14 protein-coding genes are annotated in these 13,876 nt (G+C 69.8%); 10 read left to right on the top strand and 4 right to left on the bottom strand.

Translation table 11 applies throughout. The features are described from left to right. Nucleotides 1-380, bottom strand: a 380-nt coding sequence (locus tag FFK22_RS38315) for a winged helix-turn-helix domain-containing protein (RefSeq protein ID WP_143956929.1), incomplete at its 3' end; no start/stop codon positions are given. An 88-nt stretch (nucleotides 381-468) separates the two neighbouring features. Here FFK22_RS38315 and FFK22_RS38310 point away from each other — a divergent pair. Next, complete coding sequence (locus FFK22_RS38310) at nucleotides 469-687, top strand: hypothetical protein (protein ID WP_138893144.1); 219 nt, start codon at nucleotides 469-471, stop codon at nucleotides 685-687. 42 nt (nucleotides 688-729) lie between these two features. Here the strand turns inward: FFK22_RS38310 and FFK22_RS38305 are convergent, their stop codons facing one another. Then, nucleotides 730-2,130, bottom strand: coding sequence for an FAD-binding oxidoreductase (locus FFK22_RS38305; protein WP_138893145.1), 1,401 nt, complete (start codon nucleotides 2,128-2,130; stop codon nucleotides 730-732). Nucleotides 2,131-2,333: 203 nt separating this feature from the next. Between FFK22_RS38305 and FFK22_RS38300 the strand changes: the two genes are divergently transcribed. The 8 genes from FFK22_RS38300 (at nucleotide 2,334) to FFK22_RS38265 (ending at nucleotide 11,239) form a co-directional block, all read left to right on the top strand. Then, nucleotides 2,334-3,050, top strand: coding sequence for a hypothetical protein (locus FFK22_RS38300; protein WP_138893146.1), 717 nt, complete (start codon nucleotides 2,334-2,336; stop codon nucleotides 3,048-3,050). Between the two features lie 33 nt (nucleotides 3,051-3,083). Beyond that, entirely contained in the window at nucleotides 3,084-5,162 is a 2,079-nt protein-coding gene (locus tag FFK22_RS38295) for an adenylate/guanylate cyclase domain-containing protein (protein ID WP_138893147.1), read from the top strand. 10 nt (nucleotides 5,163-5,172) lie between these two features. Further along, on the top strand, nucleotides 5,173-6,114 hold the full coding sequence (locus FFK22_RS38290; protein WP_186002889.1) for a M48 family metallopeptidase: 942 nt from the start codon (nucleotides 5,173-5,175) through the stop codon (nucleotides 6,112-6,114). Between the two features lie 86 nt (nucleotides 6,115-6,200). Further along, nucleotides 6,201-6,929, top strand: coding sequence for a TerB family tellurite resistance protein (locus tag FFK22_RS38285; protein WP_138893149.1), 729 nt, complete (start codon nucleotides 6,201-6,203; stop codon nucleotides 6,927-6,929). 205 nt (nucleotides 6,930-7,134) lie between these two features. Further along, nucleotides 7,135-9,528 (top strand): PAS domain-containing protein, encoded by a 2,394-nt coding sequence (locus tag FFK22_RS38280; RefSeq protein WP_138893150.1) that lies wholly within the window; start codon nucleotides 7,135-7,137, stop codon nucleotides 9,526-9,528. After that, nucleotides 9,525-10,181: a response regulator transcription factor gene (locus tag FFK22_RS38275; protein WP_138893151.1), complete on the top strand. Its 657-nt coding sequence runs from the start codon at nucleotides 9,525-9,527 to the stop codon at nucleotides 10,179-10,181. Before FFK22_RS38280 ends, FFK22_RS38275 begins: the two co-directional genes overlap by 4 nt. A gap of 7 nt (nucleotides 10,182-10,188) precedes the next feature. After that, the gene (locus tag FFK22_RS38270) at nucleotides 10,189-10,557 is read left to right on the top strand and encodes a response regulator (RefSeq protein WP_221939183.1); all 369 of its coding nucleotides are present in this window, start codon (nucleotides 10,189-10,191) and stop codon (nucleotides 10,555-10,557) included. Continuing rightward, on the top strand, nucleotides 10,499-11,239 hold the full coding sequence (locus FFK22_RS38265) for a response regulator transcription factor (RefSeq protein ID WP_221939182.1): 741 nt from the start codon (nucleotides 10,499-10,501) through the stop codon (nucleotides 11,237-11,239). The genes FFK22_RS38270 and FFK22_RS38265 overlap by 59 nt, the downstream gene beginning before the upstream one ends. A 15-nt stretch (nucleotides 11,240-11,254) precedes the next feature. Here FFK22_RS38265 and FFK22_RS38260 read toward each other — a convergent pair whose 3' ends face one another. Both FFK22_RS38260 and FFK22_RS38255 read right to left on the bottom strand, forming a co-directional pair. Further along, nucleotides 11,255-12,448: an MFS transporter gene (locus FFK22_RS38260; RefSeq protein WP_138893154.1), complete on the bottom strand. Its 1,194-nt coding sequence runs from the start codon at nucleotides 12,446-12,448 to the stop codon at nucleotides 11,255-11,257. A gap of 126 nt (nucleotides 12,449-12,574) precedes the next feature. Beyond that, nucleotides 12,575-13,492: a DMT family transporter gene (locus FFK22_RS38255; RefSeq protein ID WP_138893155.1), complete on the bottom strand. Its 918-nt coding sequence runs from the start codon at nucleotides 13,490-13,492 to the stop codon at nucleotides 12,575-12,577. Nucleotides 13,493-13,653: 161 nt separating this feature from the next. Between FFK22_RS38255 and FFK22_RS38250 the strand changes: the two genes are divergently transcribed. Beyond that, on the top strand, nucleotides 13,654-13,876 hold a 223-nt coding region (locus FFK22_RS38250), incomplete at its 3' end, for a hypothetical protein (protein ID WP_221939181.1).

Raw genomic sequence — 13,876 nt, 5'->3', positions numbered from 1 at the left:
TCCTTGATCTCCGCCGGCTCGGCGGCGTCGCCCGGCGCTGCCGTCGCCGTCTGCAGCCCGGCCAGCCGCCGGGCGACGCTGGCCGCGGTCTCCTGCTCGATGGCCCGGAACTGCTCGACCAGCCACTGCCCGAACGGCGTGAGCGCGGCGCCGCCACCCTGCGGGCCGCCGTGCCGGGTCTCGATCACCTTCTCGCGGAAGCAGCCGTTCAGGCTGTCGATCAGCAGCCAGGCGCGGCGGTAGGACATCCCCATTGCCCGTCCGGCGGCGGAGATCGAGCCGGTCTCGGCGATGTGCTCGAGCAGCCCGATTTTGCCGGGGCCGAGCTGCCGGTCCGGGCCGGCGGGGTCGAAGTCGATGCGGATGCGCAGCCTGGGCATGATTGTGCCATGATACGGGCAAGGCGGGGCCGGGGGAACTCGGCTCCGCACGAACCGTTGAGACGGAAAGCGACCAAGGGAGGCCACGATGTCTGCTGCCGAGCCGCGCCCGGCCGGGCCGGTGCCGGACGACAAGGTCGACGAGGCGGGCGAAGAGAGCTTCCCGGCCAGCGATCCGCCGGCCTATCCGACGGCCGTGACCAGCGGCGCCCCGAGCCATGAAGCCGAGCCGAAGCGCAACGCCCCGGTGGTTGCCATCATCGCCGTGGCGGCGGTGATCCTGCTGCTCTGGCTGCTGTTCGGATGAGTTTCGTAGGTTGGGTTCGCCTGGCGAACCCAACAGCGGCTTTCAATTCCCCGGCAACACCTTGCCGGGGTTGAGGATGCCGGCGGGGTCGAGCGCCCGCTTCAGGGCCTGCATCACCGCCACGCCGTCGCCGTGCTCCTGCTCCAGGAAGCGGATCTTGCCATAGCCGATGCCGTGCTCGCCGGTGCAGGTGCCGCCCATCGCCAGGGCCCGCATCACCAGCCGGTCGTGGAAGGCCTCGGCCCGGGCGATCTCGTCATGGTCGTCCGGGTTCAGGATCATGCAGGTGTGGAAATTGCCGTCGCCGACATGGCCGACGATCGGCGCCACCAGCCCGCTGGCTTCGATATCGGCCTTGGTCTCGACCAGGCAGTCGGCCAGCCGGCTGATCGGCACGCAGACATCGGTCGGCATGCCGCGGCAGCCGGGGCGCAGCGCGATGCCGGCGTAATAGGCCTTGTGCCGCGCCTCCCACAGCCTGGTGCGGTCCTCGGGCTTGCTGGCCCAGCGGAACTCGCCGCCACCATGCTCCTGCGCCAGGGCCGCCACCGTCTCGGCCTGCTCGGCCACGCCGGCCTCGGTGCCGTGGAACTCGAAGAACAGCGTCGGCGCGACCTCGAGGTCGAGCTTCGAATAGGCGTTGCTGGCGCTGATCTGGACCTCGTCGACCAGCTCGATCCGGGCCACAGGGATGCCGAGCTGGATGGTGGCGATCGTGGTGTTGACTGCGTCGGCCACGGTCGGGAAGGCGCAGACCGCCGAGGAGATCGCCTCCGGGATGCCGTACAGCTTCAGCGTCACCTCGGTGATCACGCCCAGCGTGCCCTCCGAGCCGACGAACAGCCGGGTCAGGTCGTAGCCGGCCGAGGATTTGCGCGCCCGGCCGCCGGTGCGGATGATGCGGCCGTCGGCCAGCACCACGGTCAGCCCCAGCACGTTGTCGCGCATGGTGCCGTAGCGCACCGCGTTGGTGCCGGAGGCGCGGGTCGCCGCCATGCCGCCCAGGCTGGCATCGGCGCCGGGATCGATCGGGAAGAACAGGCCGGTGTCGCGCAGGTGCTCGTTCAGCTGCTTGCGCGTCACTCCGGCCTCGACCGTGCAGTCGAGATCCTCGGCCGAGACCCGGGTCACCCGGTTCATCTGCGACAGGTCGATGGTGACGCCGCCGCGCAGCGCCGCGATGCCGCCCTCCAGCGACGTGCCGGTCCCATAGGGCACAACCGGCACCTCGTGCTCGGCGCAGATCCGCATCACCGCCGCCACCTCCTCGGTCGAATGCGGGAAGGCGACCGCGTCCGGCGGCATGGTCGGGTGCCAGCTCTCCTCGCGCCCGTGCTGCTCGCGCATCGCGGCGGCGGTGGAGAAGCGGTCGCCCAGCAGGGCGCGCAGGGCGGCGACGGCGCGGTCGTCGAGGACGGGGCGGGGCGACTGGAGGACGATCATGATCCGGTTTAAAGGTCAGACATAAAAGGACGACTGTCGACCTTAAGCCCGCGCGCGCCGCCCGGCAAGGCGGCGCCGTCGACGCCGGCGGCCGCAATCCCGTAACAACACTGCCGTCAATGCGACACAAATGCAGAGCATTGGACATAGCCGGGGGCGGCGGAGGATCTCCGTCGTGAATTTGAGTTCGGGGATTGACCATTATGAGCAAGCTGGTTTCAGCCTGCGCCGCCATGCTGTGCGCGGCGGCGCTCCTGGTTCCGTCGGCGGCATCCGCCCAGCTGGACGTGCTGCAGGACATCTTCTCGTCCTCCACCGGGGCCGGCACCTCCGCCCCGACCGGGCAGGAGCCGTCGGCGCAGGTGACCGCGATCAGCGGCGCGCCCGGCGCCGACGTCGAGGTGACCGACAGCGTCTATCCCGGCCAGACCATCGACCTCGGCCGCAGCGGCCGTCTGACCCTGGCCTATGGCGACGGCTGCACGGTCGAGACCATCCACGGCGGCGTCGTCACCGTCGGCACCGCCTCCAGCCGGGTCGCGGGCGGCCAGGTGCAGACCAGCAGCGGCAGCTGCGGCCGCACCCAGGTCGCGGCCACGGCCCGTTCCTCCGAAGCCGGGGCCGTCTCCAACCGGCTGGGCAACTCTCCGTTCGACCCGCGGCTCTGGGCCGAGACCACCGTCACCTCCGCCCGGCCGCAATTCTCCGGCGCCGAGGGTTCCGTCAGCATCGTGATGCTGGACGCGCCGGCGCCGCAGACCGTGTGGGAAGGCCAGGGCGGCGGCGGCTTCCGCTACCCCGGCAATGCGCCGAAGCTGCAGACCGGCGTGCCCTACAAGATCGTGGCCGGCGGCCGGTCCGCCGTGTTCTCGGTGGATCCCGGGGCCAAGGGGGCGGGCGGCACGGTGGTGCTGCGCTGACGCGCGGCCGGCAGCTCCCGTCCCTTTCCGATCATGCGAAGGCTCCGCCGCCTGGGCGTGGCGCTCGGCATCGGCGTGGTGCTGGGAGGCAGCCTGCTGCTGCCCGGCGCCGATCTGTTGCAGCGGCAGGGCATTGACCTGCTGCTATGGCTCGACCAGCCGCTCGGCTGGACGCGCCGGCCGCTGCCGAAGGACCCGCCGGTGGCGGTGGTGGCGATCCGTGAGGAGACCTACCGCACGCCGCCGCTGTGGAACCGGCCGAAGGTGGCTTGGACACCGCAGCTCGGTGCCATTCTCGACGCCCTCGACAAAGGCGAAGCGGCGGTGATCGGGCTGGACGAGATCTACCCGACCACGCTCGACCGGCCGGAGCTCAAGCCCAACTACGACCGGCCCCTACGACAGGCCCTGGCCAAACTCCGTCCCGCCGGCAAGGTTGTGCTCGGCTTCGCCCAGTCCGGCGACGTGGCGGTGCGGCCGGACCGAGGGCAGGTGACGGCGGCCGGCGAAGAGAATCTGCGGCCGCTCAGCCTGCTGCGCGACGGCGACGACGTGGTCCGCCGGTATCCGTCCGGGCTGCCGCTGCAGGGCGGCGGCGACATCCCGTCCTTCGCGGCGGAACTGGTGTCGCGTGCCGGCCATGCGCCGCCGCAGGGCGAGCCGCTGATCGACTTCACCATCGGCCCGCGTGACGTGCCGCTCTACGAATTCGCCGATCTCGCAGCCTGTGCCGAAGCGGGCCGGATCGACTTCTTCCGCCGCGAATTCGCCGATCGTATCGTCATCGTCGGCAGCGTCCTGGACGTCGAGGACCGACACACCACGCCGCGCCGGGTGCTGGAGGAGGTCGCGGACCGGGAACCGACGGCGCGCTGCGCGGCGACGCCGGGGCAGCCGGTGTCGATGCTGGGCCGCCGCACCACGCCGGGCGCACAGATCCACGCCATCGCGGCGCTGACCTTCGCCCTCGGCCGGTCGCCGCAGATGCTGCCGCCGGCCGTTGCCGCGGCGGTGGTCGGGGTCGCCTCGACCGGGCTGGGCGCGCTCCTGTTCCTGCTGGCGCCGGTCTGGGGCCTGCTGGCGCTGTTCGGCGCCGCGGCGGTCGTGATCCTCGCCTCGCTGCTGGCGTTCGGCAGCGGAATCGTCCCGCCGCTGCTGCCGCTGCTGCTGGCCTTCGCCCTGACCTACAGCGCGATCTATGTCTACCGCTTCGTGGTCGAAGACCGCGCCCGGCGTCGTGTCACCCATGCCTTCCGGCATTACCTTGCCCCGGCGCTGGTCGAGCGGCTGGCCGAGGATCCCGACGGCCTGACCCTGGTCGGCGAGACCCGGCCGATCACCATCGCCTTCTACGACATCGCCGGCTTCACCGATCTGAGCGAAAGGCTGGAGCATGAGCCGGAACGGCTGGTTTCGGTGGTGAACGGCCTCCTGGCCCGCGTCGCCGACGCGGTCGAGCGCCATGGCGGCTATGTTGACAAGTTCATCGGCGATTCGGTGATGGCGGTGTGGGGCGCGCCGCTGCCCGACCCGCACGGCGCCGAGCACGCCGTCGCCGCGGGGGTGGACGCCTTCGTGGCGCTCGGCCGCTACAACCGCGTGGCGATGCACGACCAGGGCCTGCCGCCGCTCGGCCTGCGCGCCGGCATCAACTCCGGCCCGGCCGTGGTCGGCAATGTCGGATCGCCGACCCGACTGAACTACACGGTCCTCGGCGACGCGGTGAACCTGGCCTCGCGGCTGGAGGGCGCCAACAAACTCTACGGCAGCCAGCTGATGATCGGCGAAGCCACCTATCGTGCCCTGCCGCGGCGCTGGCTGGTGCGGCGGCTCGACTACCTGGCGGTCAAGGGCAAGCTGCGGCCGGTCCGGGTGTATGAGCCGATCGTGCCGCTGGTCGACGCCACGGTCGAACAGATGCAGGCGGTGCGGCGGTTCCATGCCGCGCTGGCCCTCTACTACCGCCGCCGCTTCGCCGAGGCGGCGGAGCTTTTCGCGGCGTTGGCCGACACCGACCCGGCCGCAGCGCTCTACCACGACCGCGCCACGGCCTATGCCCAGGCGCCGCCGCCGGCCGACTGGGACCGCAGTCATAGTCTGACCACGAAATGAGGGGGATATTTTGAACACGCCATTTACCCTGCATCGCCGCGGCTTTCTCGCCGGGGCCGGTACCAGCCTCGCGGCGCTCGCGCTCGGCGGCTGCCAGACCGTGCAGAACTACGCCAACGACCCGGTCGGCGCGGCGAACACGATCGGGGGGCTGTTCGCCTCGGACGGCAAGGCGGGCTCGGTCGACGAGTCGGCCCTGGGCCAAGGGCTGTATCCGCGCCTGGTCGCGCAATCGGGCGGGGCCTATTCCAACGCCCGGATCCAGTCGGCGGTGCGCAGCTTCTCCGAGCCGCTGTTTCGGGTCTCCAGGCGGCAGTTCCGCTGGGAGATCACGGTGCTGGACGACAACAGCCCGAACGCCTGGTCGCTGCCGGGCGGCAAGCTGGGCATCAACAAGGGCATGCTGCGCTACGCCGCCAGCGAGTCCGAGCTGGCGGCGGTGATCGCGCATGAGATGGGCCATGCCGAGCTGAGCCACCAGGTCACGGAGCTTGACGACAAGGGCTTCGCCGACAGGCTGGCTGGGTTCGTCAAGGACGTGGCCCAGACCGAGATCAACGCCCAGGTCTCCGGCCTGAACGACCTGACCAGTCGGGGGCTCGACGCTCTCACCCCGGCGGTGTCCGAGATGATCACCTCCGGCTACTCCCGCAGCCATGAGCGCGAGGCCGACGCCTACATCCTGACCGTGTTCCGCGCCACCGGCTACGGCCCGCGCCAGGCCTCGGCGATCTTCAAGACCCTGAACTCGCTGGTGCCGCCGGGCGAGGACAAGACCACCTCGCTGTTCTCCACCCACCCCGGCACCCGCGACCGCATCGAGCTGATCGACGAGGCTGCGGCCCGGCTGCCGGCCGGCGGCGGATCGGCCGGATCGGCGGACTTCGCCACGATCAAGGCGGTGTTCCCGACCCGGCGCTACTATCTGCGCAACCCGGCCGAGGCCAGCTGAGCCCGCGTCATCGCGGCCCCTCCGTTCCGCCGCCCGACCTGCTATCATGGCGGCCAGGGGCGGCGTATCGGCGAACGGAACGAGGGATGAGCATCTGGGGCAAGATCGTCGGCGCGGCGGCCGGGCTGGCCATGGGCGGCCCGCTCGGGGCGCTGCTGGGCGCCGTGGCCGGCCATGCGGTCGACTGGTATCGCGGCCAGCCGGCGGCGGATGACGACGCCACCCAGCATATCGCCTTCACCATCGGCGTGATCGCGCTGGGCGCCAAGATGGCGAAGGCCGACGGCGCGGTGACGGCTGAGGAAGTGACGGCGTTCCGCCGGGTCTTCCGCGTGCCGCCGGAGGAAGAGCCGAATGTCGAGCGCCTGTTCAACCTGGCGCGCCGGGATTCCGCCGGGTTCGAGCCCTATGCCCGCCAGCTCGCCGGCATGTTCAAGGACCGGCCGGAGGTGCTGGAGGAGCTGTTGCAGTGCCTGTTCACCATCGCCAAGGCCGATGGCGACGTGAAGCCGGCGGAGCTCGACTATCTGCGCGCCGTGGCCGGGCTGTTCGGCCTCGCCCAGGCGGATTTCCACCGGCTCTGCGCCGAGGAATGCGCCGGCTGCGACGTCGATCCCTACGGCGTGCTGGGGGTCGAGCGGCAGATCGATGACGAGAGCCTGAAGGCGGCCTATCGCCGGCTGATCCGCGAGCATCATCCGGACCGGCTGATCGCCCACGGCATGCCGGCCGATTTCATCGCCATCGCCACCGACAAGATGGCCCGGATCAATGCCGCCTACGACATCATCCGGCGCGAGCGGAAGCTGGCTTAGCCGCAGAGTCCGCCAACGGAGCGTCTGACCGGTGCCGACGCGGTCGCCGCCCCGTCCCCGTGCAAGGCATGGATTTCCATGAGGTGCAGCCGGGGCCCGGCCGAGAGTAGGATGAGGTGCGGTTTCGCCAGCCCGGTCGTTGCGGATACGGGCTGGACGGAGCGTTGACGTCCCTGGGGTTCCTTGTCCGGCGGAGCAGCCGATCATGATTGCAGTGCCTCCCCAGAAGCGGTTCGAGGAAGCCGCCGCTCCGTCGATCGACATCGAGGTCCACGAGAAGATCGTGGCGGCGCTGCGCGACCGGGAGCGGGAGCTCTCGCAGCTCCTGGACATGGTCCCGAGCCTCGTCTGGCGCCTGACGCCCAACGGCGAGCCGACCTTCTTCAACAAGCGCATGGTGGATTTTCTTGGGCTGGATGTGGCGGCGATCGACAAGCCGGGGATGACCCGGCTGGCGGCCATGATCGAGGCCGTCATCCATCCGGACGAGGCGACGGCGTTCGCGGACGCGCTCGGCCGTTGCATCGCCGCCGGCGAGCCCTTTGCCGTGAGGCATCGCCTGCGGCGTGCCGATGGCGTCTACCGCTGGATGTCGAGCCGGGCGGAAGCGATGCGCGACCAGGACGGAGGCATCGTCCAGTGGTCCGGCCTCTGTCACGACATCGACGACCTCATGCAGGTGGAGGAGGCGCTTCGGCAGGGCAAGCAACAGCTCGAGGAGACGATCGATGCCGTGCCGATCCGGATCTGGAGCGCGGCGTCGACTGGCGGGCCGGTCTACTTCAACAGGAGATACCGGGACTATCTCCGCTCCGTCGTCGCGCGCCCTGACGATCTCGAGGAGCCGCGCATCGACAAGCTGCTGCAGGAGCTCGTTCATCCCGAAGACGCTGCGGGGGTGATGCGCGCGTTGCAAAATACGTCCGAAACCGGTGGTGGCGGCGTGATGCGGTTCCGTTGGCGTGAAAAGGACGACGTCTACCGCTGGGCGGAGTGCAGGATCGAGCCCCGGCGCGATCAGGGCGGGGCGATCGTGCAATGGTATGGCGTTTCTCTCGATATCGACGATGAGGTGCAGGCGCAGGAGACGTTGCGCGACCGGGAGCAGGAGCTGTCGCAACTCGTCGACATGGTCCCGAGTCACGTCTGGCGGCTGACGCCCGACGGCGAGCCGACTTTCTTCAACAAGCGGATGGTGGATTTTCTCGGACAGGATGTGGCGGATACCGGAAAACCGGGAATGACCCGGCTGGCGGCCATGATCGAGGCCGCCGTCCATCCGGACGACGCGACGGCGTTCGGCGACGCGCTCGGCCGCTGCCTGCGGACCGGCGATGCCTTTGCCATGCGGTATCGCCTGCGCCGTGTCGACGGCATCTACCACTGGATGTCGAGCCGGGCGGAGCCGATGCGGGATGCCTCGGGCCGCATCGTCCAGTGGTACGGCCTCTGCCACGACATCGACGATCAGATGCACGCCGAGGAGGCGCTGCGGGCCCGGGAGCGGGAGCTCTCGGTGCTCGTGGACATGGTTCCGAGTCACCTCTGGCGGGTGACCCCGGAGGGCGAAACGGCCTTCCTCAACAAGCACATGGCGGACTTTCTCGGTCTGGACGCGGCGGACACGATGCGGGTGGACGAGGCGATGGCCACGATCTTTCACCCGGACGATACGGCCGAGGTGAACGACGTATTCGGTCGCTGCCTCGCCACGGGCGAGATCTTTTCCATGAAGTATCGGCTGCGTCGTTTCGATGGCGCCTACCGATGGATGTCGGGCCGCGCCGAGCCGCTGCGGGATGACAGCGGGCAAATCGTCCAGTGGTTCGGCCTCTGCCACGACATCGACGATCAGGTGCGGGCCGAGGAGGCGTTGCGGCGCGCCTCGGACAGGATCGCGCAGGCGACCCAGGCCGCAAGCCTGGCCGAGCTTTCCGCCTCGATCGCGCATGAGGTCAACCAGCCGCTGGCCGCGGTCGTCGCCAATTCCCACGCCTGCCACCGCTGGCTGTCCGCCGATCCTCCGAACATCGAGCGCGCGAAGATCACGGCCGAGCGCATCACCCGCGACGCCAACGCGGCTGCGGATGTCGTCAGCCGCATCCGCGCACTTTTCCGTCGCGCTCCGCATGCCCGGTCGTCGGAAGACGTCAACCGCCTGATCGGCGAAGTCTGCCGGCTGATGGCCGACGAGATCGCAGTGAAGGACATCCGCATCAAGACGGCTCTCGATCCGGACCTGCCCTCGGTCGCGCTCGATCGCGTCCAGGTGCAGCAGGTGTTCGTGAACCTGATCCGGAACGGGATCGACGCGATGGACGCCGTGGCCGACGGCGCGCGCGCGCTCCACATCCGCTCCTGCCGCGACGGCCCGGATGCGGTCCGGGTCGAGATTCGCGACGCCGGAACGGGCTTCAAGGATCCCGAGCGCGTCTTCGAGCCGTTCTTCACGACCAAGCCGCAAGGCATGGGCATGGGCCTCGCCATCTGCCGTTCGATCGTCGAATCGCATGGCGGCCGTCTGTGGACCGCCAACAACGAAACGCTCGGGGCCACCGTCGCCCTCACGCTTCCGCTGGCGGTGAGCGAGGCGGCATGAGCCCGCGCGAGGAGATCGTCTTTTTGGTCGATGACGACGCCAGGGTGCGCGAGGCGGTCGGAGAGTTGCTGGAATCGCTGGGATGGCGCGCCGAGACCTTCGCCGCCGCCGCGGATTATGTCGCCTCCGCGAAGCCCGATCTCCCCGCCTGCCTGATCCTCGATGTCGAGCTGCCTGACATCAACGGGCTGGAGTTCCAGGCGCAGCTGTCCCACGGCGTCCATCCCCCGATCGTCTTCATCACCGGTCATGGCGACATTCCATCGTCGGTGCGCGCGATCAAGCATGGCGCAGTGGACTTCCTGACCAAGCCCTTCAGCGATGCGGACCTGATGACAGCGGTCCAGGCGGCGATCGCCCGGGATCGGGAACAGCGATCGGAGCGCGCCGAGGTCGGCGCGTTGCGGCAACGCTACCTCGACCTGACCCCGCGCGAACGCGAGGTGCTGCCGCTGGTGGTCAGCGGCCTGCTCAACAAGCAGGCCGCCGCCGCGCTGGGGATCAGCGAGGTCACGCTGCAGATCCATCGCAGGAGCGTGATGCAGAAGATGGCGGCGGCGTCGCTCGCCGATCTTGTGCGGATCGCGGAGAGACTGGACATACCGATCACGCATTCGCGCCGGGCGGGGGGAGTTGAGCGTGAGCGAGCCTAGATCCATCGTGGCGATCGTCGATGACGATCCGAGGCTGCTGGAGTCGCTGGAAGAGCTTCTGGAGTCCGCGGGCTATGTCGCCCGCAGCTTTTCGTCGGCGGCGTCGCTGCTGATCAGCGGGCTGTCGGGCCTGGACGCGCTCATCACCGACATCGGGATGCCCGGCATGGACGGGCTCGAGCTTCGCGAGCTGGTCAGGAAGGTGCGTCCCGAGCTGCCGGTGTTCCTGATCACCGGCCGCCACGAAATCGCGGATCAGGACCGAGCCCGGGGCATCGGCGCGTTCTTCCGCAAGCCCTTCGACGCCAAGGCCCTGCTTGCGGCCGTCGGCGATGCCTTGCGCAATCGAGACAGGGAGGATGATCATGCAACTTGACCAGCCGCTCCTGCGGAAATCGGCATCGGCATTGCCGCAGCGGAGGAGCGAGGCGGACCAACCGCTCGTCATCATCGTCGATGACCATGGGCCGGTTCGGGAGGCGCTGTCCGAGCTGATCCTGTCGGCAGGCCTCCAGCCGGCCTGCTTCGCCTCGACCCGCGAATTGCTCGACGCCGACGTGTTGGACATCCCCGGCTGCATGATCCTCGACGTGCGCCTGCCGGGGGCGAGCGGCCTCGATCTGCAGCATCATCTGGCCCAGAGCGGCAACCCCAAGCCGATCATCTTCCTCACCGGCCACGGCGACATTCCGATGACGGTCCAGGCGATGAAGGCCGGAGCCGTCGATTTTCTGACCAAGCCGGTGCGGGACCAGACGCTGCTGGACGCCGTGTCTGCGGGCGTTGCGATAGATGCCGCACAGCGCGCCAAGGCCCGGGTCGCCCGGCTGCATATCGACCGTTGGAAAACCCTGACCCGGCGCGAGCGGCAGGTGATGGGCGCCGTGGCGCTGGGGCGCCTCAACAAGCAGATCGCCTATGACCTCGCCATCAGCGAGGTCACCGTCAAGCTCCACCGCAGCAACGTCATGCACAAGATGCAGCTGCATTCCGTCGGCGAGCTGGTTCGCGTCTGGGAAGCACTGCCGGCCGAGACGCGCGAGGGAGTCGAGGCCTAGGCTCGCCCGGCCGCTTCACGCCGGAGCATCGGTGGGAAGCGCGGCGCCAGCCATCCCTCTCAGGCGTCGATTGACGACCATGGCGAGCCCCCAGGAGGCGGCCGTCAGGGCGGCGCCGGCCACGGCGAGGCCGGCATAGCCCGCCGCCCCGATCACGGCACCGCCGGCCAGGGGACCGGCAGCGAAGCCGAGCAGATAGGCCGATCCCGCCGCGGCGGCCCAACGCCCGCTGCGGTCGAGTGCCGCGGCGAGACCGAACAGATAGGGGATCGAGAAGTAGTAGAGGGCGCCCCATGCGACGAGGGCGATGATGTAGGCGGTCGGATCGTCCGAGAGGCAGAGAACGAGCGTGACCGCCATGGAGCCGACGCTGAACCCCGAGATTGGAGCAGCCCGTCCCCAGCGCACATTGAGCGCAGTGGCGGCCCCTGCGCCGGCGAGACCGACCAGCGACGACAGCGTCATCGCATAGCCGACCGCGCCCGTATCGAGGCCGGCCCGCTCGCCGAGAGGCGCGATGAACGCGTAGACCCCGGCAGAGGCGGTCAGGTTGAGGACGATCGCCGCGAGCGTCATGAGACCGAGCGACGGGGAGGCCCGCATCGTGTCCGTCGCAGTTTCGTCGCGTTTGGCGTGGGCGTCCGGGATGAGCAGCAGGAGCGGTGCGAGCGCGAGCGTCACGCCTGCGATCAGCGCCAGGATGCCGCGATGCGCGTAGGCAGCCGTGAGCTCGCCGCCGGCGGCGAAGAGCGGGACGCTGCCCAGGGCCCAGACGACCTGGAAGTAGCCATAGACCTTGTCCGGATTGCGCGACCGGGAGGCGACGATCGAAAGCGACACGGCGCACAGCGCGCCCTCGCCGATACCGGCGAGTCCGCGCAACAGGACGAGCGACGCCAGCGACGCGCTGAAGATCGATGCGCCCTGGGCGACCAGCGCCAGCGCGACGGCGACGAGGCCGACGCGCCGATAGGACAACCGGGGCAGGACGGGCGCGATGACGATCGACGTGATCGCGAGGGTGAGGAACTCGACGGAGGCGACGAAGCCGGCATCGCGCTCCGACAACGACAGTCCGGCCATGAACCCGCCGATCATGAAGGGCGACATCTGCGCGACCAGCCCGCCCATCACCTGCGCAGCGACCGCGCCGATCAGGAAGGAGGCAGGATCGCGAGCCGTCGAAGGATCGCGCGGGGTTTCGGCCATGGCTCGGCGACGCTCCCTGTTTGCCGGACATATTCTACCTCGAACCCACCCGATTCCGTCACTGCCTGCAGACGGGTCACGACCGCCGTTGGCAGCCGTCCGCGGCGATCGTCGCCTCGGCCAACGTCAGGCAGGGACGGCGCGGCGGCGTCCGGCCGACGAGGCGATGGCGATGCCGCCCAGCACCACCAGCCCGCCGAGAATCTCACGCAGACCGACCGTCTCGTGCAGGATCACGACCCCCAGCCGCACGGTCCAAACCGGGGTCAGATAGGCGTTCATCGACCCCAGCGTCGGCCCGGCCAGGCGCAGGATCTGCATGTACAGCGCGATCGGCAGGGCGGTGGAGAAGACGCCGAACACCACCAGCTCCAGCCCATGCGCCGGCACTGCGGCGAAGGCGGCCGGGCCGGTGACGGCCAGCACCGCGATCATCGTCGGCAGGCCGGAGAATACCTGCTGGCCCAGCGCCAGCCGCACCGGCCGCGGCGCTGGAATGCTGCGGACATAGATCACGCCGACGGCATAGCTGGCGGCGGTCGCCAGCATCGCCAGCGGCCCGAACAGCCCGCTGTCGCCGACCGCGGCGGGGCCGATCAGGATCGCCATGCCGGCGAAGCCGGCCAGCACGCCGCCGGCGCGCCGGCCGGTCAGCCGCTGGTCGGCGAACAGAAGATGCGCCAGCATCGCCACCATCAGCGGGCTCGACGCCGCGATCAGCGCCGCCAGCCCGGCTTCGGTGTCGGCCAGGGCATAGGCGGTCAGCGTGTTCGGGACGATGCCCTGCAGGATGCCCAGCACGATCCAGTCGCGCCATTCGCGGCCGCGCGGCATGACACCCTGGCCGCGGGCCAGCAGCCACAGCGCCAGCAGGCCGCCGCCCAGCAGGCCGCGGATCGCCGTCAGCGGCATCGGGGCGATGTCGGTCCCCAGCACCTTCATCAGCAGATAGGCCGTGGCCCACAGGAAGGAGCACAGCAGCAGCAACCCCAGCAGCGGCGCGCTGCCGGCAGGTGCCCTAGCGATGTCGGCGGACGGGCTCATGCGCGCCCACCCGGCCTGGCGTCGAGTCCGATCATGCGTCCTCCCGTCGGCCGGCAAGGTGGCTGAAATCCTGCCGGACGGAAAGGGTCAGGATGCGGAATTGTCGTGGAGCCGATTTTGCCGAGGCGCTACGCTGGCGGTTGCCTCTCGGGGGGAGGGTCATGAAGCGACGCACCGTCTTGTCGTCGATCGGGCTGACCGCGATCGGAGGATGGCTCGGTAGGGCGGCGCGCGGCCAGTCGCCGGAGGCGACGGCCAAGGCCATCGCCTCAGTTCCGTTCGAGCGGATCGAGGTTCCGGGGCAGGACGCCCTGGCCGCCTGGGAACGGCTGAAGCGGGAAGGGCGCGGCTGGCCGGTGGTCGTGGGGGGCGATGAGGACCTAG

The sequence above is a fragment of the Mycobacterium sp. KBS0706 genome, from assembly GCF_005938675.2.
Classification (GTDB): Bacteria; Pseudomonadota; Alphaproteobacteria; order DSM-16000; family Inquilinaceae; genus Inquilinus.
The sequence above is the reverse complement of the archived record's forward strand: the minus strand, read 5'-3'. Positions and strand labels throughout refer to the sequence as shown.

What these genes read in the sequence shown, in the direction of transcription:
- FFK22_RS38300 (WP_138893146.1), top strand. Translation starts at nt 2,334, where the DNA reads ATGAGCAAGCTGGTTTCAGCCTGCGCCGCCATGCTGTGCGCGGCGGCG.
- FFK22_RS38275 (WP_138893151.1), top strand. Translation starts at nt 9,525, where the DNA reads ATGAGCCCGCGCGAGGAGATCGTCTTTTTGGTCGATGACGACGCCAGG.
- FFK22_RS38255 (WP_138893155.1), bottom strand. Translation starts at nt 13,492, where the DNA reads ATGAGCCCGTCCGCCGACATCGCTAGGGCACCTGCCGGCAGCGCGCCG.
- FFK22_RS38310 (WP_138893144.1), top strand. Translation starts at nt 469, where the DNA reads ATGTCTGCTGCCGAGCCGCGCCCGGCCGGGCCGGTGCCGGACGACAAG.
- FFK22_RS38305 (WP_138893145.1), bottom strand. Translation starts at nt 2,130, where the DNA reads ATGATCGTCCTCCAGTCGCCCCGCCCCGTCCTCGACGACCGCGCCGTC.
- FFK22_RS38285 (WP_138893149.1), top strand. Translation starts at nt 6,201, where the DNA reads ATGAGCATCTGGGGCAAGATCGTCGGCGCGGCGGCCGGGCTGGCCATG.
- FFK22_RS38295 (WP_138893147.1), top strand. Translation starts at nt 3,084, where the DNA reads ATGCGAAGGCTCCGCCGCCTGGGCGTGGCGCTCGGCATCGGCGTGGTG.
- FFK22_RS38260 (WP_138893154.1), bottom strand. Translation starts at nt 12,448, where the DNA reads ATGGCCGAAACCCCGCGCGATCCTTCGACGGCTCGCGATCCTGCCTCC.
- FFK22_RS38280 (WP_138893150.1), top strand. Translation starts at nt 7,135, where the DNA reads ATGATTGCAGTGCCTCCCCAGAAGCGGTTCGAGGAAGCCGCCGCTCCG.